Source organism: Haladaptatus sp. HS23, from assembly GCF_056892285.1.
The window spans coordinates 18409-38135 of record NZ_JBXGLH010000006.1; the positions used below are offsets into that span (position 1 = coordinate 18409).

The following is a 19727-nucleotide window of genomic DNA, read 5'->3' on the forward strand; positions in this document are numbered from 1 at the left end:
TGTCACATCAGATGTCATCAAAGACGGCTACGTGGTGGAGTCCGGTATTCGTTCGACTCGCCCTTGGAATCCCGATGCTCATTTCAGGCGTCGGCAAAATCCTTGCAATCGGTCCGAAACCGATGGGTATCTCGGGCTTTGCGGGCTTCTTGGCAAGTCTCGGCGTTCCACTGCCAACGATTGCTGCGTGGGGTGTTGGTCTCGTCGAACTTGTCGGCGGCATCTTGTTGCTGGTCGGCTTGGCCGTTCGAATCATAAGCGCATTGATTGCCATTGATATGCTCGTCGCAACAGGACTATACCATCTTCCCAACGGGTATCCCGCCGCAAGCAACGGAATCGAATTGACGCTTACGTTAAGCCTGGTCGCACTCGCGCTTGTTGTGAGTGGTCCAGGTGCACTCTCCATAGAACATGCCTTGTTCGACGAGGAGGAACTTTCCTCTGACTCAACTCAGTCGAAGGGTACAGACGTATAAGCAGTGCTCGCATTTGTCTTATGACTACAATGAATCCAAACGTACTCCCGCAGGGAACACGTATCGGACGGACTGCGCTCCGGGTCTCGGACCTGGAGGAACTAACCGAGTTTTATCGGGACGTCGTCGGACTTGAGGTGCTCCATGATTCCGACGCCCCCTCAATTCTCGGAGTGGGGGAAACACCGCTCCTTGTTCTAGAGGAGGATACAAACGCACCCACACGTCACCGATCGGGTACCGGTCTCTACCACACAGCCTTTAGAGTCCCCTCGCGTGCAGCGGTGGGTGACGCACTGGCTCGAATACGGGATCGCTGGCAACTCGGTGGCGCCTCAGATCACTGGGTCAGCGAAGCATTGTACCTCACTGATCCAGAAGGGAACGGTATCGAGATCTACTGCGACTTCCCACGCGACGAGTGGCCAATCGCAGACGACGGGACTGTTCAGATCAGTACAGAGCGACTCGACCTCGACAGCATCGAAGCTACAGCCACAGGAGACAGTCAGATGCCGGTTGGTACAGATATCGGGCACATCCATCTCGAGGTCTCTTCACTTGACGCATTCAGGGACTTCTATGTAGACACTCTCGGGTTCGAGGTGCAAACAACAGTGCCTGCCGCAACCTTCGTGTCTGCGGGTGGGTATCACCACCACATCGGGGCGAATACGTGGCACCACCGGACAAACCCAATCAGCGGGCGTGGGCTGTCGTGGTTCGAGGTGCTCGTCCCGGAGCAGGAATCACTTGATGCGATTGGAGAGCGTCTCGCAGCCCATGAGATTTCACTCATCGAGACTGATGAGGGCCTCATAATTCACGATCCCGATGAAATCGAGGTCCGCATTCGAGTTGCCCCATCGGATAAGTAGCCAAGACACAGACTGATGAATTCGTCAAGATACCGCAATATTCACAATGCTCCTGACTTCATCAATTCTTGCTTCTTTGACGCTCTGTAAAGGCGTTCGAACGCTTAGACAGTGCCGTCTGGCATGTCCTATTCGACGTTTTCCATGTCACACTTTCTGTGAGCCAATTGAGTTCGCACTCGGACAGAAAGCGAGCCACTCATCACGTCCCAGTTTAGCTAGCCAGTGATATTCCTCACATTTAGTGGTGTTGTGCTCATCGAGTTAGCACTGTTCTAGCTCACCAGTCGTGGTCTCGGACGCAGTGTTGGTACTGAGTCGTCGTTTACCGAGTTCGGCAACGTCTCTAAAACAAGAACGCCTGGCTCGTCGGGAGCCTCGGCTTCCTCGGGTATTTGTTCTATCTGTTTCTCAACAGATAGGGTTGTGCGTATCTCACTGAAGTGATCGTGTCCTCGTAAATAGTTGACAGATTGCTTAACGCGTTGTTCTTTGCCTAGATTCCTGCTCCAAGAACTGATCCATCTTTCATCCCGTCGTGATTTTGTTTCCGATCCAGACGAGTACCAGAACAGGGAGAAGAGGAAGAAGTAGGACAACTAACGGAGTAATGATTAGGAACCCAATCGTATTCATTTCAGTGTTCGAGCGGTCTGTCCGGGAACGACTCACCGATCTCGTCATACACGATACTACGTGTTCCTACAACAAAAACTGATCGATTGATAAGTCCCTTAGAAGGTAATGCAGCCGTCAACTATCAATATCTGTTTCTACGTGCTCGTCTATGCTGATTAAGTAGTTAACAAGTGTAACAAGGAACGAGTCCGTTCAGTCATGTTCGAAAATATATTGATAGAACGCTACCAACGCAGAATAGCCAATAATCCGGCGAAGGTAAGGGATAGACATAAGCACAGATGGTATTGGCAGATATATGTGACATGGAGTAAATTGCTATTTATCACATCGATGACGGGATGAAACCCAATATTTGATGTCAACTATCTATATATCTATCGATCAAGTGAGGACCTGGTAGTGATTATACCTTAAGCGATGGTATAAGAGAGAGCTGCCTCGTATCACTCGTTGGTTGCGACTATCAGGTGTAATCAGATTATTCAGATCGTGGGAACATCGAATTTTGAAGAGAGTTGTGAATGAAATCATCAGTTGCTCTCAAGGTAGGAATTCTTAGTGAAGCTCAGTCTAAGCCTATTTACTCGACAGCTTAAGTTGTGTGAGTGCGCTTTCGACAGCGTCTTTTTGACCGATAAGCGTGATTGTGTCGCCAAGTTCGAGTTCGAACTCGTCATCTGGAATGTGGGCGGAGCCATCACGGCTGACGATTGCGAGCAGACAGCCATTGGGAAGCTCCGCCCGAATCGTTCCGATGGACTGTCCAATACGCTCCTCAGACGTGACTTCGGTCTCCTGCACGTCACCTGTGTGGCTGAGTTCGAACATCCAGTTCGAAAGTGCGGGTCGCTCGACGAGACTATCGATCGCCCAGACTGTCGCGAGCGTCGGCGAAATCGTTCGGACATCGAGATCTTCGAACACATCGAGGTTTTTCGGGTCATTCACCCGGACGAACACCTGTTCGACACCAAACGTCGATGTCGCTAGTTGTGCGGCCAGCAGATTTCTATCGTCGTCACCCGTCGCGACGATGACAAGCTTCGTGTTCTCGATGCCGGCTGACGTGAGCACCTCCCGATTAGTTCCGTCACCGACATGAACTGAATGTCCCCCGGACCGCCCTCGTTGTACCGCCTTGCTATCCTCCTCAACGATCACGACGTTCTCTCCGCGCTCTTCGAATCGATTAGCGAGGCCACGCCCGACCGTACCTCCACCGACAATGAGTACCCGCATAGGAATCACGTCGAGCACCTGCGCAATAACCGATGCGAATCCCCCTTCGATTACGACCGTCGCAAGTATGACGAGAAACACGGTCCCAACGAGTGTCGTAGCCTCAGAGTTAAGGCCGGCGTTTGTGAGCTCAACCGCAAACAGAGTCGCGACCGACGCAGGGATGATACCCCGTGGGGCGACAAAGCTCATGAACAAACGCTCCGAGTTGGTAAACTGCTGTCCGGCCGTCGAAACGAACACGAGGAGCGGGCGAATCACGACGATGACGGCCACAACGACGAAGAATCCACTGATGCCAAGTGCCGAAATATCATCGAACGTCAATAGCGCTGCGAGGATGATGAACACAAACGAGAGCGTGAACTGGGTGATATCCCCTTTAAACGCGGCGACAGTGTCGTCGTATGGAAGTTTTGAATTCCCGAGAACGACACCGGCTGTCGCCGCTGCGGCGATTCCGGCTTCCTCAGCAAGGAGTTCAGCACCAGCATAGGAGACGAGCGCAGCTGTGAGGACAAGTAGCCGCACATTCCGTGACACATTACCGGGCGACCGATCCACATAGCGGATCAAGAACCGAACCCCGGCGGCGACGACAACGCCGGTAATAATTCCGAGAGCAAGTCTGATGGTGAACTCTCGCAGAAACGCAATTTCGGTTGGGTCCGACGCAAGTACGAGCTCGAAGGCGACGACAGCAAGGATAGCGGCCGTCACGTCGTTTACGACGCCTTCAAAAGAGAGGGCTTTCTCGACTCGGTCACGAACCGGTACAACTTCCAAGATCGGTTCAATTACCGTTGGGCCAGTTGCGACTAACAGTGATCCGATAAGGAAGGCCAGATCCCATGGTGTATTCAGTGCGACTCGAATTACGAGGGTAGTCCCGATGAGGGCGATGAGCGCACCAACAGTGATGAAACGGAGGCGTGTTCGTCGAGTTGATAGGAGTTCCGAGGCGCGGAGATTGTACGCCCCCTCAAAGACGATGATCGCGACCGCGAGGCCGACGATTACCGGGAGTGCGGTACCAAAAACATCCCGCGTGACGATGCCAAGTCCCTCAGGACCAAGCACGAGACCGGCGGCGATCAGAAAGACGATACTCGGCACCTGAAACCGCTCGGAGAACACCTGTGCTAATACTCCAACCGCAAAGATCATCGCAACAAGGCCGATGAGGATCGCGGTGTTCGTCATTAGTGTTCTTGAGTACGATGCTCCGGGTGACAATATATACCCCGAGTCGTCTGGTGTTCTAAGTAATCATTCGTGGCTATTTCGCGGTTTTTGATCCTATACATTTTCGATAAATACGAAATTATGTTTGAGAGTAACATCGTTGTAGTGGGTATGTCTGAGCAATACCAATCCAACTGTCAGACTGAAACGATTTACCGTAATGTTGCATCGACGTATTCACTTGCTGACCGCCGTGCTGTTTCGAGTGCATTAATATCATTTAACGCCATTGTCCAAATTCGGGAACCATTAACGATAGCCATTAGTGAGCATATTATGTGGTCGGTATCAACATTATTGAATGAGTCTTTATCGATTCCATGGTCGATGGCTGAATTGAGTATACACCAAATGTATTCGCCATTGTGTTAAAAGGGCTCGGTAGGTTGCTTCCATGATCGCCTCGCTAGGTTCCGAAAAGGACCGATGCAATAATCCCGCCATTAAGTATTAGTTTTACCTCTGGCAGGATATCAGTTGTGACTCACACAGCGAGCTTCGAAAGATTTCTGGCCATCTAGTTAGTTTACATCTATCCGTGTGTCACTGATAGCCATCTTCTGGTAAATTACCAGGCCTTCCGAAAGCCTTTTTATTAATTAGTTAGTAAGTCACGATAGTGACCGCAATGGATGATACAGCTACTGAAATTCTAAAAGCGACATATCGTGCTCTCTGCCGGCACGGATACGCAGACCTTACTCTCGAAGATATTGCTGACGAGGCAGATCGGAGCAAAGCATCCATTCACTACTACTACGACAGTAAGGAGAATCTCTTCATCGAGTTTCTTGACTACCTATACGAACAATACACTGCGCAACTTCGATCAATCGACAGTAATACGCCGCGTGAACAGCTCTATGCACTCCTTGAAATAGTCTTTGCTGACAAAGAATCGACTCCCGGCCAAGAGCTCCGAACCGCACTGCTTGAGGTGAAAGCACAAGCACCGTACAACGACGCCATCCAGACACGACTCTCCAAATTTGATGCGGTGCTCTTAGAGCAAGTACAGAAAATCATCACGGCTGGCGTCGCAATAGGTGAGTTCGACACAACGGTCGAGCCAACCGTCGCTGCTGAGTTTCTCGTGACGGCCATCACGGGTGCCCATACACGGCGTGTAGCCGTGAATCATTCACCTGAGAAGCTTTACGGGACAATAACACGATACGTTGATAGACATCTTGTCGCCGACGAGCTATCCGAGGCGCCCCACTAATGGGAGTTCAAGGTCGAATTCGCTCCTTATTCAAAGGGCTTGAGGAATTCGATATTACCGAAGATCACATCGGGAAGCCCCTGTTCTTCCTGTCGATGCCGATCGTCGTGACGAATCTCTTCCAGACGGCATACAACCTCACGGACACGTTCTGGCTCGGCCAGTATAGCACAGACGCCCTGGCAGCGATCAGCTTCGCGTTTCCGATGGTCTTCTTGCTTATCTCGCTCGGGATGGGCATCTCCGTCGTCGACAGCCTACTTGTCGCCCAGTTTACGGGTGCAGACGAGGAACGCAAAACCGAGTATGTCGCCTCGCAGGCGGTCACGTTCGCGATTATTGTTTCGGTCTTCCTCGGCATCAGAGACTACTTCGGTGTCGGTACATTCCTCAGCCTATTGGGTGCCTCTCGGGACGTCCTGCCGATGGCGACCAGTTACATCGAAGTCATCTCGATGGGCCTGCTCGTCATGTTCGGATCGGTCGTACTCAATATTATCACTGACCCGTTCCTCATCGTTGGGTGGACGATAGTCGAGAACGCGCCACTCATCGGCACGCTCTCCGTTCCCGAACTCGGAATACAGGGTGCCGCCATCGCGACCGTGTTCTCGCGTTCATTCGCCTTGCTCGTCGGTCTGGCAATCATGTCCCGTGGAAACCGCGGAGTTCAGATTCGCGCACAGGATATGGTGCCGGATTTCTCATACATCGCTTACGCATGGTATCAACATGGAACGTGGCGACAGACTACTTTCACAGAATCGCGATTTGACCTCAACAAAACCGCTACAGGGGTCCCTGCAGACGAAGATTGATGACTATGACCCATTCAGAGATTGATCAACAGTCTAAAATTGACGCACAACTCGACCGAGTTCTCAGCGACGTGGATGAACATGAAGTACGTCTCGCTCGCGAGGCTATCAATGAACCGGACGACAGGTGGTACGGCCAACTCGTTGTGAACGTACATGCAACGCTGACAGATTCTCCAGATGTCGAGACTATCCTTTCCGCTGCCACCGCAATTGAACTGCTCCGTGGGTACATTCGTCTCCGGAGTCGGCTTTTTATCCAGCTTACAGATAAATTCGCTCACTCGCTCACATTGGATCCCTCGACAGCTCTTTTGGCCGGAGATTACCTCTATACCACAGCGTTTACCACACTCAGTTCGACTCCCCATTCCGCTCATCAAAGGAGTATCGAAGAACTTGCCAACCTCCTCGAGACAATCACTGAAGCGTTTGCTCTCACCTATACATCATCTCCGCCACTAGATTCCGATCAGTCGTCGTTTATCGACCGGACAGCAGGAAGTCTTGGCGAGGGTGCCGCGATCCTTGGAGCGTCGCTGGCTGGCGTTGGATTGACTCACCGAGGAAAGGTGGCACGCGTTGGGCGGGGGTTCAGCACGGCACGACAGATCTACCGTGTTCTCGAAGTTGATTCGGCGGAACTCATGGTTGTACCTCCCATTTTGAACGAGGGTCAACTTTGTGAACGTGCGAAACACTGGCGAAACAAAGCAGAGAAAGCTCTCAATTCGCTGTCTAAAACTGTAGACGTGACGATGCTTCGAGCCCTCGTTGATACAGATGATTCGATGATGTTCGTCACAACCGTCGACGAGAACGGCGACGAGAACGAGGAAGGATCCTGATGGAGTCGCATCAGCCGCGGGTTGGAGAAAATCGTATTCCGACATATGACATCGATTTACCGTTCGTCAACCACTAGTCGACGCAGTCAATGACCGGCGATCACTCCCCTGAAGACGAGTGTATGGCGCTGTTCGGGGCGACTTGCTAGAGGGCTTCTCAAAACCTTATTATCTAAAGTATTATACTTACCCACTCACAAAAAGAGGCAGACACGAAGTGCCAGCAGAACTAGTCAATCTTCGACGTACTCTTCCATCGCTATCCGCAGGTCGTCAGGGATCTCTATCGCGCCCTCAGCGCCGATACGAGCGCAGACGCGTTGTTCGTACCCAGAGAACGCCACTTCGCCATCACAGCGAGCGACGTACTCAAGGCGTACGCTTCTATTTCCAAGTGTTGGTGTTAATTCGATAGTGACGTCGTCCCCTGCCTCAACTGGATTTTCAAACTCGAAGTTCATGTCTACGAGCGGCAATCCAAATCCGTGTTCCTCAGTAATTTCCCAGAATGGCCACCCGATTTCTTCCATGAACATATCGGATGTTTCGTGTATAGCATCGACGATTCGGGGGTAGTGAGCTATGCCAAAGGGATCCGTGTCCGAAAATCGTACGGTCCAGATTCGTTCATACATCCGTTATTTACCCCCAAGAACGAATTGATTTGATGCTACGGTTTCAATACCTGTTTCCAACCGATAGTCGATGTCGGCTTCTGTGGTGGCATCGTTATTACGAACAAGACCACTGACGCCATGTAACGCACCAGCAAGCATTTGTGCATTAGCTTCGATCACGTCTTCGAATCCAGTATCCGCTAATATCAGCCTTTCCTCGTTAAGTGAGAGGATATGGAATGGAGTGGCATTATTTCGATGAACAACCTCATCGTACACGTCGGATTGGCTCTCTAATATCATACCTGTGTAATGGTTTTACGCGCATCGACAAATCATTTTTCCAAGGAGCTGGTCATTCCGATGCTCTCAGAATATAGCAAGCACAATTCGGCACCTATACAGATCCGGAGATGAGCCGTTAGTCGACTATCATTGTGTTTTCGATACCGGACCTCGATTAGACCCGGATTTCACTACCCATTGGGCTCGGTACGGTAGGTGCATTGTTTCTGTACTCGCAACGTAGGCGACCGTTCGACGATGACACTCATTGAAACTCGAACTTGTTTTGCAGATCAAATCCCACATTTGGTAGAGTGAGTTCTCTCCTATTGGCTTTCAGCTGTAGACCCAGAACTTTATGTGATCCATGCTCTCTAATAACATGTATGCTCTTATCGCAACTATTCCGTCAATCCGTTGCCCGAACACCCGTCACGGTTGCCGTCGTAAATCTCGAATCAGGACGGAAACTGACGTACCAAGAGCTGTCTGATCATGTATATTCGCTCGCCAATGGGTTACGGAAGCATGGTATTGGTCACGGTGATAGAGTAGCGGTCTGTATGGGGAACCGTCCGGAAACAGTCATGACCTTTCTTGCAACTCAGTTTATCGGTGCCGTCCCAGTTCTATTCAACTTCAGAGAGACTGCCGATGGAGTCACTTACCACGTCAATGATTCAAATGTAGACACATTGTTGTACGACACTTTGTCAGCAGAATCAGTACGGATGGCGGTCGATTCAATCGGCTGTGACCTCTTCTATGTTGGAGATGAAGAGACGTCTGTTGCGAAGCCGTTCACCTCACTCCTCGATGTGCCGGCAGATATGCCTGATATCAATGTATCTGCTGACGATCCGAGTGTCATCCTTTATAGTTCCGGGACGACCGGCGACCCGAAGGGAATTCCATTGGATCATCGTGCAACGACTACTCGAACGTTGGTCAACGCTATGGGCCAGCGATATTATCTCGACGAAACGCTGATCGGCATAATGCCGCTGTATCATACCGTCGGACTTCACGGTATTCTCTGTAACGTTCTGAGCGTGTCCGGAACATATCTCTGTATGCCGAAATTCAATCCGGAACGGTGTGTTGAAGCCATCCCAGAGTGGGAGGTTACTGCTCTTCATGAAGCACCGACAATCTTCAGTCAATATCTCGCTACTGATGCAATAAATGAAGTCGACGTCAGCAGTGTTCGAGCAATAGGGTACTCGGGGGCACCGATGAGTTCAGAGCTCTTCAAAAACGTCGTTGACGTCTTTGATCCAGATCACATTGCAAATCTATATGGGACGACCGAAGCGTTCGGTACAACTGCACACGTAGGACTGGATGAGAATGACGATCCGAGAGTAACGGGACCAGCAAACGTTTTCTACGAGACACGAATTGTCAACCTAGGTAACGATCCCAACGATGAGGTTGAGCAAGGTGAAGAAGGAGAACTTATTGTCAATACAGAATCGCCACTCTCTTTTGACGGATACCTGAACAAGCCGAAACACACCGAGGAAGTCATTCATGACGGTTGGTTCTTCACCGGTGACGCAGCCTGTGAAACAGACGAAGGGAATATCGTTATAACCGGTCGAACTGACGATATGATCATTAGCGGCGGCGAGAACATACATCCTGCAAATGTGGAAAATATCCTCATTTCCCATCCCAAAATTCGAGATGTTGGCGTTGTTGGGATTCCAGACGGCGAGTGGGGAGAACGTGTTAAGGCGTTCGTTGTCGCTGACGATGATCTAACCTCGAACGACCTTGAAGAGTGGTGTACAAGCAATGATTCCTTAGCGAATTTCAAACGGCCACGAGCATACGAGTTTCTCGACGAACTCCCTCGGAATCCAAGTGGAAAAATACTCCGCTATAAACTCCCCTGAGACAATCACACTGAACATTTGAGCTGACCGCTGCAGTCTGGATGCCAATCTTATATCTGAGAGCGGTCAATAATGATATGGATTTACATGGTTTCGATAACAATTGAGACTATGGTTCAAGAGATAGATCTTGAAGCAGCTACAGAACAGCGTGAGGATATCCCAGATGTTGATACTGTGTATGACCGCGATGAGGAGATTTCCATCACCGACTTGTTTGATACAACGTTTATCCGAAACCACACCAGGTTCGACTCATTCGATGAGCTGGTCGCAGCAAGCCCCAGTAACGCCCGTTCCGCCGCCGAACTCGATCGAGTGTCTCACAGGGAATGGGATGAGTTCGTAGCCGAAACAACCGATTTCGATAATGAGAAATCACTGGTGATGGCTGCCCGGGATCACTGGGTCGCTAAAAAATTGCAATTGGAATAAGAACACTATACTTTGTTATCTACGGATAGAGTTAGGCAATGTTGCCATCTGTCTTCGAAACCGTGACTGCTGGCTGTGATTCAGTAGTTTCCCGTCGAGATGATTGGCGGATTTCCGTGAGGACCGTACGGAGCATCATCAAGCCACTCACCAGCGGTTTCGAAGTGATCTGCCAAGGTGGCGGCTGCCTCTTTTCGAAGAATTGTCGTTGGATTATCGCCTTGGAGGTATTCCAGGGCCTGACCGGCAGCATTGAGGTTGAATTCAGCGGCCGTCTCACGACGAGCAGCATACATCTCAACCTCATCGCGGATTACCGCATCGGTCTTAGCGTTAATTGCGGCTGCGATAGCCGAGGCTGCCTCATCTGCATCGGCAATCCCGGAGTTCATTCCGCGAGCACCGAATGGTGCCAACAAATGGGCTGCTTCTCCTGCAAGTAACACTCGACGATGTTCGTCTACGAACGTATCCGCCATCACTTGGAGGAAATAATAGCTCGAGACCCACTCTAGATTGTCTGCATAGCGCTCACCCATTATATCGCGGACGAATTCACGCATTCGTTCATCGCTGCAAAGTTCTTCAGGGTCGTCACCCTCGATACACTGAATGTCGAGCCGCCAACCACCAGAAAAGGGAACAAGCAACACATTCCGTCCATCAGCGGCTGGAGCATCATAATGGAACAGTCGTTCGTTCGGATGTGGATCATTTTCGACTTCCGCGACGTCTGCAATGATGAAGGCGTTCTCGGACTGGTCACCATCAAAATTCGCGCCGATTTCCTTTCGGACGGTTGATCCACCGCCGTCAGCACCGACCAAGAATTTCCCCGTCCATTCACGATTGTCGGTTGTTTCGATCTCGACTCCATTGGGGGACGTCTCCACTGTCTCTACTTCAGCGTCCCAGTGGATATCGATGCCGGCTTCGTCTAATGCGTGGTGCATGTAGTCTTCAGTTACGACCTGTGGGATACTGGTGAAGTGAGGAATATCACCGGAACCACCGGGCGAGTCGTACGTTCGACTGAACACTTCTTTTCCACGGAAAAGAGTTCGTCTCGTTGGCCAGACGAGCCCTTCGGCAACGAGATCAGTTCCAAGTCCAGGATGAATTCGTTCGAGTGTTCGGAGTGTTGATCCGTGGACGTAGATGGCACGACTCCCGGACCGGTCGCGATCTTTGGATTCGGCTTCGAGTATCGTTGTCTCCACACCACGTGCGTGTAGTGCTAATGCTGTAGATATCCCAACTGGACCTGCGCCGGCTATCAATACTGGCGCTGCTGTCGTATTACCGCTCATAATCATATCATTGGAGTAAATCATGATAACAGTTGTGGTCACAGTATTGTACGAGACTATTACGAGGTCAACGTGCTATCAGTCGGTGGTGCTTGTAGGACTCATTTGATTAGAACTAGATCTGGACAAGTAGGCATCGTCGTTATTCTCAACTCGTGAAGATTCAATTCGTTCTATCCACTCGTTCACAGAGCAAAACAATACCGACAGCTCCGAGACGGTTCTCGGCGAACTTAACGAGGGACATTCTCCATACATTCTGATATTTTCACCTGCCAGATCCTGGTGATCGGAACGTAATGGGCGGTATAATGCAAGAATTCACTCGTTGGCACATCTCTTGATAATGACGTACCTCCAATACGCATAAAAACACACGCATACGTGCTCCCGTAGTTATCACCCTGAGAGTCATAGTGAGAAAGAGGCGACTGGCTATCGAACGCTACTGGCATCGTGGGAATTTCATCCAACTAGTATTATATATAGACCATGACTCGTGGTGAGCATTAAAAGATCAACGCTCAATAAAACGGTGGCGCTCGGAAAACAGTACAGCAAAACCCGGAAACTTATGGTACAACACTTGGTCTATCCCAATATGGGTGTGACAGACTTCTTTGACCCAGACGGTATTGCCGTTATCGGAGCATCGAAAACACCGGGAAAGCTTGGGAATGACGCGATGTCAAATATCGAAGCGTACGACGCTAACATTTACCCCGTTAATCCATCGAGTTCGGGAGCTGTTTTCGGATACGAATTTGTCGACTCGGTCCACGAAACCAACGCGGACTTAGCACTCTGTTGTGTTCCAAGACACCTACAGCCAAACGTGCTTACAGAATGTGGCGAAGCGGGCATCAATGCTGCTGTAATCTTCGCTGGTGGATTTGCCGAAGCCGGTGATATGGGACGTGAACTCCAAGCGGAAATCACGGCGACCGCAGCCGAGTATGATATTACCGTTCTCGGACCAAATACGGCAGGATATGCGATCCCTCACAAAGATCTATATGGGTCGTTTGTTCCCCGAATTCGCGATGTCAAGTCCGGGAATATTGGCGTCGTCACCCAGAGTGCTGGCGTCGGCATTACAATGTCATTCCAGCTAACCCGTGAAGGATATGGTATCTCAGCGATGTTCGGTCTTGGGAATCGGATGAACACCGAATTCGCCGACGTTATCCCACTGCTCGACACCGACCCGAAAACTGATGCAATCGTCATGCACGTTGAAGGGACAGAGGACATTGGTGCACTCCTCAAATCCTGTCGGGAGTCGGACACCCCAATTGTTGCATACAAAGTTGGTAAGCATGATATTGCTGATCTCGCCAAAGCACACACAGCGGCTCCAACACAGGAAAATGCGATTTATGAGGATGGGTTCAATCACCCCGGCTTAGTGACTGTGTCTTCGACCACTGAATTGCTTGATGCTGGTAGAGCCCTAGCTGACTCGCCGACACCTAATGGTAAAAATGTAGGGATCGTGACGGCCCAGGCCGGACCAGGAATCATTATCACAGATATACTCAAGGGAACAGACGCCAACTTCCCGAAATTGACCAAAGAGACACAAGAACGATTAGATGACATCCTTCCTGGGATCACGTATACGGACAATCCTGTTGATACCAGTCGCCCAATGCCGGAGTTCGGGGAAGCTGTCGATGCCGTTGCGCGTGATAATCACATTGATGTTGTCCTTGTCTATGAGATATACGAAGATTCGTTGGGCTATCCAGTCGACGAACTGGCGACACTTGCGACCGAGGTGGATAAACCGATTCTTTTCACGGTTGCTGGCCCCGACCATGCCCTTGAGGATGAACGACGGCAGATGGAGAACGTCGGGATCCCTACATTCAATACACCAGAACGTGGGGCGCAAGCTGTTGCAGCGCTCATCGACTCGGTCTCAGATGATTAATGAGCGCAGTGTTAAAGATGAAGCGGTCGTGCAGGTAGTGGATATGAATCCTACTGATCTGTTCGAAGAAACACTGTCGCCACTAAGTATTGATACTGAAATGGAACGGTGACGTCTGCCAAGGTTTTGCTATCTATTTACTCATTACAAGGTTGACGGTCATGAACCAATAGTATTCCAGGGTACATCAATATTGATCGGTTATATCTGGTTATCATACAGTTGACTCATCGGTTGACAGAAAACGGTCGCGATCTTCCAATAGACCAGTCGGAGACCACTGTCGACAAAATTGTTGTCTAATCTGTGATAGAACCACCCTGTCTATGTAAGTGGACCGACCTCTGCTGTTCCTGATTTGATAGAGCGTTTTGCGAAATAATCGAAATTAGTGGTAGCAAATATAAGGCTAAGCAGTATACGACAGTTAATTTCCCGCGGACGATACCCATCAAAACATCCCATTACATATCTAATATTGTAATGCACTTGTTAGCCTTAGGTGAATCACTCTAATTTTCGGTCAGCTAGTTGCTCTCAGAATTAGCCGCATTGAAAGTAATTACGTTATACAAGGATGAATTTGTATCATACCATTTAATGTTGAATCAAGAGAAGAGATGCAGAAATTGTATTAGAGATACCACGACTATACAAATATATGGTCATTGTCTTTATTCTTCTCCTCCTTCCCTATTTGCGACTATATCGCAACTACACATCTACTATGAGATAATACTTACAACCGTCATCATCTCTCCTTTCATAGAGTGTGGCCATTACCAGTAAAATGCATTGGTTTAAGATTTATATCAACTATATATGTCAAAGGAGAGATTGTATAGCGATCTATTTCGAGATAATCGCAAACTCCAAGTAGTCTATTCAATAGTATAATCATATGTCACACAAAGCACCCTCACTCAAGACAGTCCAAAAAGCGTTAGAGATTATTGAAATTCTTTGGAGTCAATCCAGTGCTACTCCAGTGGAACTCGCTGCACAGTTGGATATCCCACAAAGTACCATTTACGATTATCTCCAAACTCTACAGTCGATGGGATACATAAAGCGGATTGATGGAGAATATCAGTTAAGTTATAAGCCGCTCACCATTGGTGCGAGAGTCAAATACCGGAGTCGATTATTCAGAGTTGCACAGACTGAACTCCAGCAGATAGTCTCAGAGACCGGTGAAGTGGCGGACATAAACGTCGAGGACAACGGACGAGCAATTATTCTCCATCACGAACGTGGTGAGCAAGCCCTGAGCCTTGGTATGTATCCTGGGATGCGGACACCGCTTCATACTCATGCTTCTGGAAAGACGATCCTGGCGCACCTTCCTGAAACCCGCGTTAACGAGATTATTGATCTGCACGGGTTAGATTCGATGACTGATGATTCGATCACAAGTGTTAAAACTCTTAAGAAAGAACTTCAACATATCCGGGAAGATGGGTATGCTGTCGACTGGGATCAACAGGTCAGAGGTATGGGCGTCGTCGCTGCTCCTATTCTCGTGGATAACGATATATTGGGAGCTGTTGGTATCCTTGCGCCGAGTGACCGTGTCCAAAATGAAACATACCAAGATCAACTCCAACAGAGAGTTCGTGAGGCCTCAAGTACAATATCGATAAATTATAAGTATAGAAAGTAGCGATAATTGACCGGATGCTTGATTCTATCACCTATTGTCCACCATTATAGCCATAGTTGTATTCCTAGTTCAATACTCTCTCAATTGGCTTTTAGTAGTATTTTCGTCGAATTATCCACTATCTCCAACGATGTGATATCCTCAAAATTAATGGGCGAACATTGGTATTGCGGTTCGACGTAATAACGAGTAGTGAGCTGTGACAGACAGAAGAAAGTTCGTCGAAGCTACAAGTGGTCCAAAATACTATCTGCCGTGCTCTGACCACCTGCCTTGGACGCATTGCGCTGAGCATCCACCGTCTCGGAATCTTTGTGACACGTCGTTTCTGGTCGGCTCTGGAGGACGTAGAAATATGTCTCGTCACCCGTTTCCTCTATCGCCCACTCAATGTCCTGTGGTTCACCGTAATGTTGTTCGATTTCTTTAGCAATATCCGTGAGACCGATGATTTCATCTGCGGTCAATGACGGCAGGTCCTTGCGATCTTCTTCAACGGGAACTTTCTGGGTTCCATCGTCGGTTGGCTTTATCATGATCTGCTTGTCCGGAATGGTTCGGTCGACAATCTTGTATACTGGTTTGTCAACAAGGAAACTATCCGGTGTTACTTCCCCACTTACGACAGCCTCGCCAAGGCCCCAGTTCGATTCGATTCGAACCTTTGATCGATCCCCGTTCGCGGGGTTCACTGTGAACATGACGCCAGAGGAACGCGCATCGACCATCTTCTGGATACCAACGCTAATCAATACCTCGTTGTGGTCGAAGCCATTCTCTTCACGATACGAGATTGCACGGGCAGTGAACAAGCTTGCCATACATTCCTTCGTACGCTGTTTGACCTGCTCAAATTCATCCACATTGAGATAGGTATCCTGCTGGCCAGCAAAAGAAGCGTCAGGTAGGTCTTCGGCCGTTGCTGAGGATCGTACGGCTACCTGAAAATTATCTGGCTGGTTATTCTCTTGTAATTGCGTCCAAGATGACTCCAGATCTCCTTCGAGAAATGCCGGGAATTGCGCGTTAAGGATATGCGACCTGATTGCTTTGCTCGCTTCAGCGACGGATGCATCGTCCCCAAAATTGGCCTCTGCAAGACGGTTGGTAATGTATTCGCCGAGGTTCTGGTCGTCAATAAACGCCTCGTAAAATGCCGTTGTCACGGCGAAACCGGGCGGTACTTGAACAGAGTCTCCAATAGTCATCAATTCTCCGAGTGATGCATTCTTTCCGCCGACAAGAATGACATTCTCTTTGTTGCAGTCCATCGCATCAAATTGCAGTGTATATGGTGAATTGTCCATCGTTTATTTTTGGTTATTGGGATTTTTGTTTATTGTGGCGACTCTGCTTTCTCTACGATTTCAACCATACCTGTTTCGCCGTCGAGACGAACCAAATCACCAGTTTCAATGATCGATGTCGCATGACCGGTTCCAGTTACAGCAGGAAGACCGTATTCCCGACAGACAATAGCGGCATGGCTCGTGATCCCACCATCGTCGGTGATGGCTCCTTTCGCACGCGGGAATACTGGGGCCCACGCCGGATTTGTGAGTGGAGCCACGAGAATTTCACCCTCCTCCAATTCGTCGATATTCTTTGCACCCTTGAATACATGTGCCCTTCCTTCGGCTTGGCCAGAAGAGGAGCCGAAGCCTTCAAGCACAGACTCGTCGCCAGTCTTTGACTCGATGTCGAGCCATCCGGTGACCTTCTCAGTAGTGATACCCCATAACATCTGCATGAGGGGGTCCGTGACTGCTTCAGGGGGTTCACCCAGTGCTGGTGATGGTTCCCAGTCCTTGGCAGCCTCAAATATCTCTCGCCGGTCGTCTGCTCGGACCTGCCACCGCTTGGAAATAAATGCCCCTTCACCGAGTGCCCATGTTTCACACACTTCTTCGATCAGCTGAGCTACCTCGAACCGGTCGAATAGGAAGATGTCATCGGCATTTTCAAGCATCTGGTGATTGACAGCAAATTGACCAAACTCACGAATTTTACCGAAGACAATGGTGTGAAGCCAATTTTCGATCCAAAATTGATGATTCTCAGCGTACTCGTAGATCTCCATGCAGGTTTCGTAAGCATGGTCGAACTTCTCACGCTCTTCTGGATCAAGATACTGTCGGTACTCATCGACGATGGCGTCACGGTCTGCCTGCAGTGCCTCGAAATCCCGACCAAGCGATTCACCCGATTCCAGCCGCTCAATCTTGGCTTGGAGATGGTTAAATGGGGCTTCTAAATCGTCGATCCATGATCCCTTATAGCTATGGAAACCATCACCATAGGTCATGTAGAACCAGGGATCCTTGACATCATCAAACAACTCCATGAACACTTGTCCTTGCTCGCTAGCTCGGAGCCGTTCGGTTTTCTCGTCTGGATCCCAATCTGATTTAAGAATCTCGGGCACGTCGCCCCCGAGTTCGAGTGCTTTGTGAGCCAGTTTGTCAAGTTCCTGGTCGGGACGGAAGACGTCTGCCTCCACCGCAGAGACCATCTTCCCAATGGCGTCATCGGAGATGTCTGGAAACAGTTCACGACTTGTTTCGGTGAATTGCATGTACGCTAGATAAGCAAGATATAAAAACTCGAAATGGCGTTGCCATCCCTCAAGTGCAAGTTCAGTGAGTCGATTGTAGCTCTGAATCACTTCCAATGTTTGGGTACTTTGACCCTTTGCTTCAGTAATGACGTTGTCGGAAACGTAGTCAGGTAGTTTATCGGGTACCTCTAGTGACTGAATTTTGTCGCCAATCTCCTTTACGGCAGGAAGCCAAACACCATTGTACAGTGCGTCGTAGTTCTCGTAGTAGTACTCGCTTCGTTCCTTGAATATCTCGGCGCGTTCTTGTAGAAGATCCCCGTCTTCCACCTGGATGCCAGTGAAGTACGCGTAGCCAGCGATTACGCGAATGTCGACCGACATCGATGGAGGGATCGCGAACACACGGCTCGTGTTCTGTGCCATCGCGATCTGCCACGCTTGAGCACTAATCGTCATATCCCATGGCATAAGCGGCTCTGTGGTGTCTTTCTTATCCCAGAACCAAAATCGGTCACGCTCATAGGCCGCCCGGTCATCGGTCAATTCGAACCGGAAGTACTCTGGATACATTTCCTCCCAACCCTCAAGCTCATCAGGTAACTCTATTTCTCCGGCAAATGGGAATCGATCACGTATTTTGTTGGTACTCTGTCCGGCTCGTTCTGTTGGTGCGGGCTCTCCGTCAGTACCCATGGTAACATCGTGCGTACTGCGAGTATTTATAACTATCGTACAGTAACTTATTACGTAATGTATATGGCGGTGATATCAGTCTACTGTATCCTATTGCCCCAGAATACAATACAGAACACTATTCGAGGGAAACGTTAAACACAGTACGAATACAATACTGCATATGAAAATTGGACTCCTCAGTGACGTTCATGGCAATAGTCCTGCGCTAGCTGCCGTTCTTGACGATATGCCTGATGTGGACAGCTACGTCCATGCAGGAGATGTCGTTGGCTACGGACCGTATCCTAAGGATGTCATCGCGACATTTCAGGATTACGATATTATCTCGATCCAAGGTAACCACGACAGGGCGGTTCTGGGCGACTTCTACGACAACTTCCATGACATTCCGAAGGCTGTAGCACTCTGGACGACCAATCGTCTTGGAGCTGACGAATTAGCCTATCTCGAGAAGTTACCACTCGAATTGGATCTATACGACGGACGCATACACGTTGCCCACGGTGCGCCTGAAAGGCCAAATAACTATACATACCCTGAAGATTTCAGAGCCACGCTTCTCGGAAAGGAATCGGTTCTCGTCCTCGGACATACGCACATGCAGGCAAAATCAGAGTTCAAAGAAGGCATTGTCATCAACCCAGGTAGTGTCGGGCTCCCACGGGATGGAGACTGGCGGGCAGCATATGCTGTAGCCGATCTCGATTTAGGAACCGTCGACTTGTGCCGGGTTAAATATCCAAAAGAGCAGGTGCAGGCACGAATCGAGGAATACGAACTACCGCAAGTACTGGTCGAAGGGCTCGACAATGGAGAATTGGTGTTTGGCCGGACAAAACGTTCAGTTGAGGACTCCGTCGAGTAACTCAGAATGTTGGCGGGGTTGTCCCTTACCTCAAATGTCCCAAGAGAAAGTTAGCGATAATCACAATTGTGATTAGTCAATACCA

General features: G+C 49.5%; 16 protein-coding genes and 1 pseudogene. 10 read left to right on the forward strand and 7 right to left on the reverse strand.

The annotated features are described in order from the left end of the window. Positions 1-11: 11 nt before the first annotated feature. Positions 12-479, forward strand: coding sequence for a DoxX family protein (locus AC1XDK_RS16610; protein ID WP_483351082.1), 468 nt, complete (start codon positions 12-14; stop codon positions 477-479). A gap of 29 nt (positions 480-508) precedes the next feature. Then, positions 509-1357 (forward strand): VOC family protein, encoded by an 849-nt coding sequence (locus AC1XDK_RS16615; protein WP_483351083.1) that lies wholly within the window; start codon positions 509-511, stop codon positions 1355-1357. Between the two features lie 528 nt (positions 1358-1885). Here AC1XDK_RS16615 and AC1XDK_RS16620 read toward each other — a convergent pair. Together AC1XDK_RS16620 and AC1XDK_RS16625 are read right to left on the reverse strand one after the other, a co-directional pair. Beyond that, positions 1886-2041, reverse strand: coding sequence for a DUF7535 family protein (locus tag AC1XDK_RS16620; RefSeq protein ID WP_483351084.1), 156 nt, complete (start codon positions 2039-2041; stop codon positions 1886-1888). A gap of 534 nt (positions 2042-2575) precedes the next feature. Continuing rightward, entirely contained in the window at positions 2576-4441 is a 1866-nt protein-coding gene (locus AC1XDK_RS16625) for a cation:proton antiporter domain-containing protein (protein ID WP_483351085.1), read from the reverse strand. Between the two features lie 670 nt (positions 4442-5111). Here AC1XDK_RS16625 and AC1XDK_RS16630 point away from each other — a divergent pair. From AC1XDK_RS16630 to AC1XDK_RS16640, 3 genes and pseudogenes are all read left to right on the forward strand, one after another. Next, a complete protein-coding gene (locus AC1XDK_RS16630; protein WP_483351363.1) occupies positions 5112-5708 on the forward strand; it encodes a TetR/AcrR family transcriptional regulator in 597 nt (198 codons plus the stop codon). Beyond that, positions 5708-6421, forward strand: a pseudogene (locus AC1XDK_RS16635) (MATE family efflux transporter); the annotation flags it as partial. The gene AC1XDK_RS16630 and the pseudogene AC1XDK_RS16635, both read left to right, overlap by 1 nt. A gap of 110 nt (positions 6422-6531) precedes the next feature. Then, positions 6532-7374, forward strand: coding sequence for a polyprenyl synthetase family protein (locus tag AC1XDK_RS16640; protein WP_483351086.1), 843 nt, complete (start codon positions 6532-6534; stop codon positions 7372-7374). Between the two features lie 233 nt (positions 7375-7607). On the opposite strand, the gene AC1XDK_RS16645 is transcribed toward AC1XDK_RS16640, so the two are convergent. Together AC1XDK_RS16645 and AC1XDK_RS16650 are read right to left on the reverse strand one after the other, a co-directional pair. Further along, positions 7608-8009: an acyl-CoA thioesterase gene (locus AC1XDK_RS16645; RefSeq protein WP_483351087.1), complete on the reverse strand. Its 402-nt coding sequence runs from the start codon at positions 8007-8009 to the stop codon at positions 7608-7610. 3 nt (positions 8010-8012) lie between these two features. After that, a complete protein-coding gene (locus AC1XDK_RS16650; RefSeq protein WP_483351088.1) occupies positions 8013-8270 on the reverse strand; it encodes a hypothetical protein in 258 nt (85 codons plus the stop codon). Positions 8271-8662: 392 nt separating this feature from the next. On the opposite strand from AC1XDK_RS16650, the gene AC1XDK_RS16655 reads away from it, so the two are divergent. Together AC1XDK_RS16655 and AC1XDK_RS16660 are read left to right on the forward strand one after the other, a co-directional pair. Next, complete coding sequence (locus AC1XDK_RS16655; protein ID WP_483351089.1) at positions 8663-10177, forward strand: class I adenylate-forming enzyme family protein; 1515 nt, start codon at positions 8663-8665, stop codon at positions 10175-10177. Between the two features lie 111 nt (positions 10178-10288). Further along, a complete protein-coding gene (locus AC1XDK_RS16660; RefSeq protein ID WP_483351090.1) occupies positions 10289-10612 on the forward strand; it encodes a hypothetical protein in 324 nt (107 codons plus the stop codon). 80 nt (positions 10613-10692) lie between these two features. Here AC1XDK_RS16660 and AC1XDK_RS16665 read toward each other — a convergent pair whose 3' ends face one another. Further along, complete coding sequence (locus AC1XDK_RS16665) at positions 10693-11922, reverse strand: FAD-dependent monooxygenase (RefSeq protein WP_483351091.1); 1230 nt, start codon at positions 11920-11922, stop codon at positions 10693-10695. Positions 11923-12523: 601 nt separating this feature from the next. On the opposite strand from AC1XDK_RS16665, the gene AC1XDK_RS16670 reads away from it, so the two are divergent. After that, positions 12524-13858: a CoA-binding protein gene (locus AC1XDK_RS16670; protein ID WP_483351092.1), complete on the forward strand. Its 1335-nt coding sequence runs from the start codon at positions 12524-12526 to the stop codon at positions 13856-13858. Positions 13859-14759: 901 nt separating this feature from the next. After that, positions 14760-15521 (forward strand): IclR family transcriptional regulator, encoded by a 762-nt coding sequence (locus AC1XDK_RS16675; protein WP_483351093.1) that lies wholly within the window; start codon positions 14760-14762, stop codon positions 15519-15521. A 227-nt stretch (positions 15522-15748) separates the two neighbouring features. Here the strand turns inward: AC1XDK_RS16675 and AC1XDK_RS16680 are convergent, their stop codons facing one another. Together AC1XDK_RS16680 and AC1XDK_RS16685 are read right to left on the reverse strand one after the other, a co-directional pair. Beyond that, complete coding sequence (locus AC1XDK_RS16680; protein WP_483351094.1) at positions 15749-16828, reverse strand: PEP/pyruvate-binding domain-containing protein; 1080 nt, start codon at positions 16826-16828, stop codon at positions 15749-15751. Between the two features lie 29 nt (positions 16829-16857). Continuing rightward, on the reverse strand, positions 16858-18774 hold the full coding sequence (locus tag AC1XDK_RS16685; RefSeq protein WP_483351095.1) for a PEP-utilizing enzyme: 1917 nt from the start codon (positions 18772-18774) through the stop codon (positions 16858-16860). Between the two features lie 163 nt (positions 18775-18937). Here AC1XDK_RS16685 and AC1XDK_RS16690 point away from each other — a divergent pair, with 163 nt between their 5' ends. Continuing rightward, on the forward strand, positions 18938-19642 hold the full coding sequence (locus tag AC1XDK_RS16690; RefSeq protein WP_483351096.1) for a metallophosphoesterase family protein: 705 nt from the start codon (positions 18938-18940) through the stop codon (positions 19640-19642). Positions 19643-19727: the final 85 nt, after the last annotated feature.

What these genes read in the sequence shown, in the direction of transcription:
- AC1XDK_RS16610 (WP_483351082.1), top strand. Translation starts at nt 12, where the DNA reads ATGTCATCAAAGACGGCTACGTGGTGGAGTCCGGTATTCGTTCGACTC.
- AC1XDK_RS16615 (WP_483351083.1), top strand. Translation starts at nt 509, where the DNA reads ATGAATCCAAACGTACTCCCGCAGGGAACACGTATCGGACGGACTGCG.
- AC1XDK_RS16620 (WP_483351084.1), bottom strand. Translation starts at nt 2,041, where the DNA reads ATGACGAGATCGGTGAGTCGTTCCCGGACAGACCGCTCGAACACTGAA.
- AC1XDK_RS16625 (WP_483351085.1), bottom strand. Translation starts at nt 4,441, where the DNA reads ATGACGAACACCGCGATCCTCATCGGCCTTGTTGCGATGATCTTTGCG.
- AC1XDK_RS16630 (WP_483351363.1), top strand. Translation starts at nt 5,112, where the DNA reads ATGGATGATACAGCTACTGAAATTCTAAAAGCGACATATCGTGCTCTC.
- AC1XDK_RS16640 (WP_483351086.1), top strand. Translation starts at nt 6,532, where the DNA reads ATGACCCATTCAGAGATTGATCAACAGTCTAAAATTGACGCACAACTC.
- AC1XDK_RS16645 (WP_483351087.1), bottom strand. Translation starts at nt 8,009, where the DNA reads ATGTATGAACGAATCTGGACCGTACGATTTTCGGACACGGATCCCTTT.
- AC1XDK_RS16655 (WP_483351089.1), top strand. Translation starts at nt 8,663, where the DNA reads ATGCTCTTATCGCAACTATTCCGTCAATCCGTTGCCCGAACACCCGTC.
- AC1XDK_RS16660 (WP_483351090.1), top strand. Translation starts at nt 10,289, where the DNA reads ATGGTTCAAGAGATAGATCTTGAAGCAGCTACAGAACAGCGTGAGGAT.
- AC1XDK_RS16665 (WP_483351091.1), bottom strand. Translation starts at nt 11,922, where the DNA reads ATGAGCGGTAATACGACAGCAGCGCCAGTATTGATAGCCGGCGCAGGT.
- AC1XDK_RS16670 (WP_483351092.1), top strand. Translation starts at nt 12,524, where the DNA reads ATGGGTGTGACAGACTTCTTTGACCCAGACGGTATTGCCGTTATCGGA.
- AC1XDK_RS16675 (WP_483351093.1), top strand. Translation starts at nt 14,760, where the DNA reads ATGTCACACAAAGCACCCTCACTCAAGACAGTCCAAAAAGCGTTAGAG.
- AC1XDK_RS16680 (WP_483351094.1), bottom strand. Translation starts at nt 16,828, where the DNA reads ATGGACAATTCACCATATACACTGCAATTTGATGCGATGGACTGCAAC.
- AC1XDK_RS16685 (WP_483351095.1), bottom strand. Translation starts at nt 18,774, where the DNA reads ATGGGTACTGACGGAGAGCCCGCACCAACAGAACGAGCCGGACAGAGT.
- AC1XDK_RS16690 (WP_483351096.1), top strand. Translation starts at nt 18,938, where the DNA reads ATGAAAATTGGACTCCTCAGTGACGTTCATGGCAATAGTCCTGCGCTA.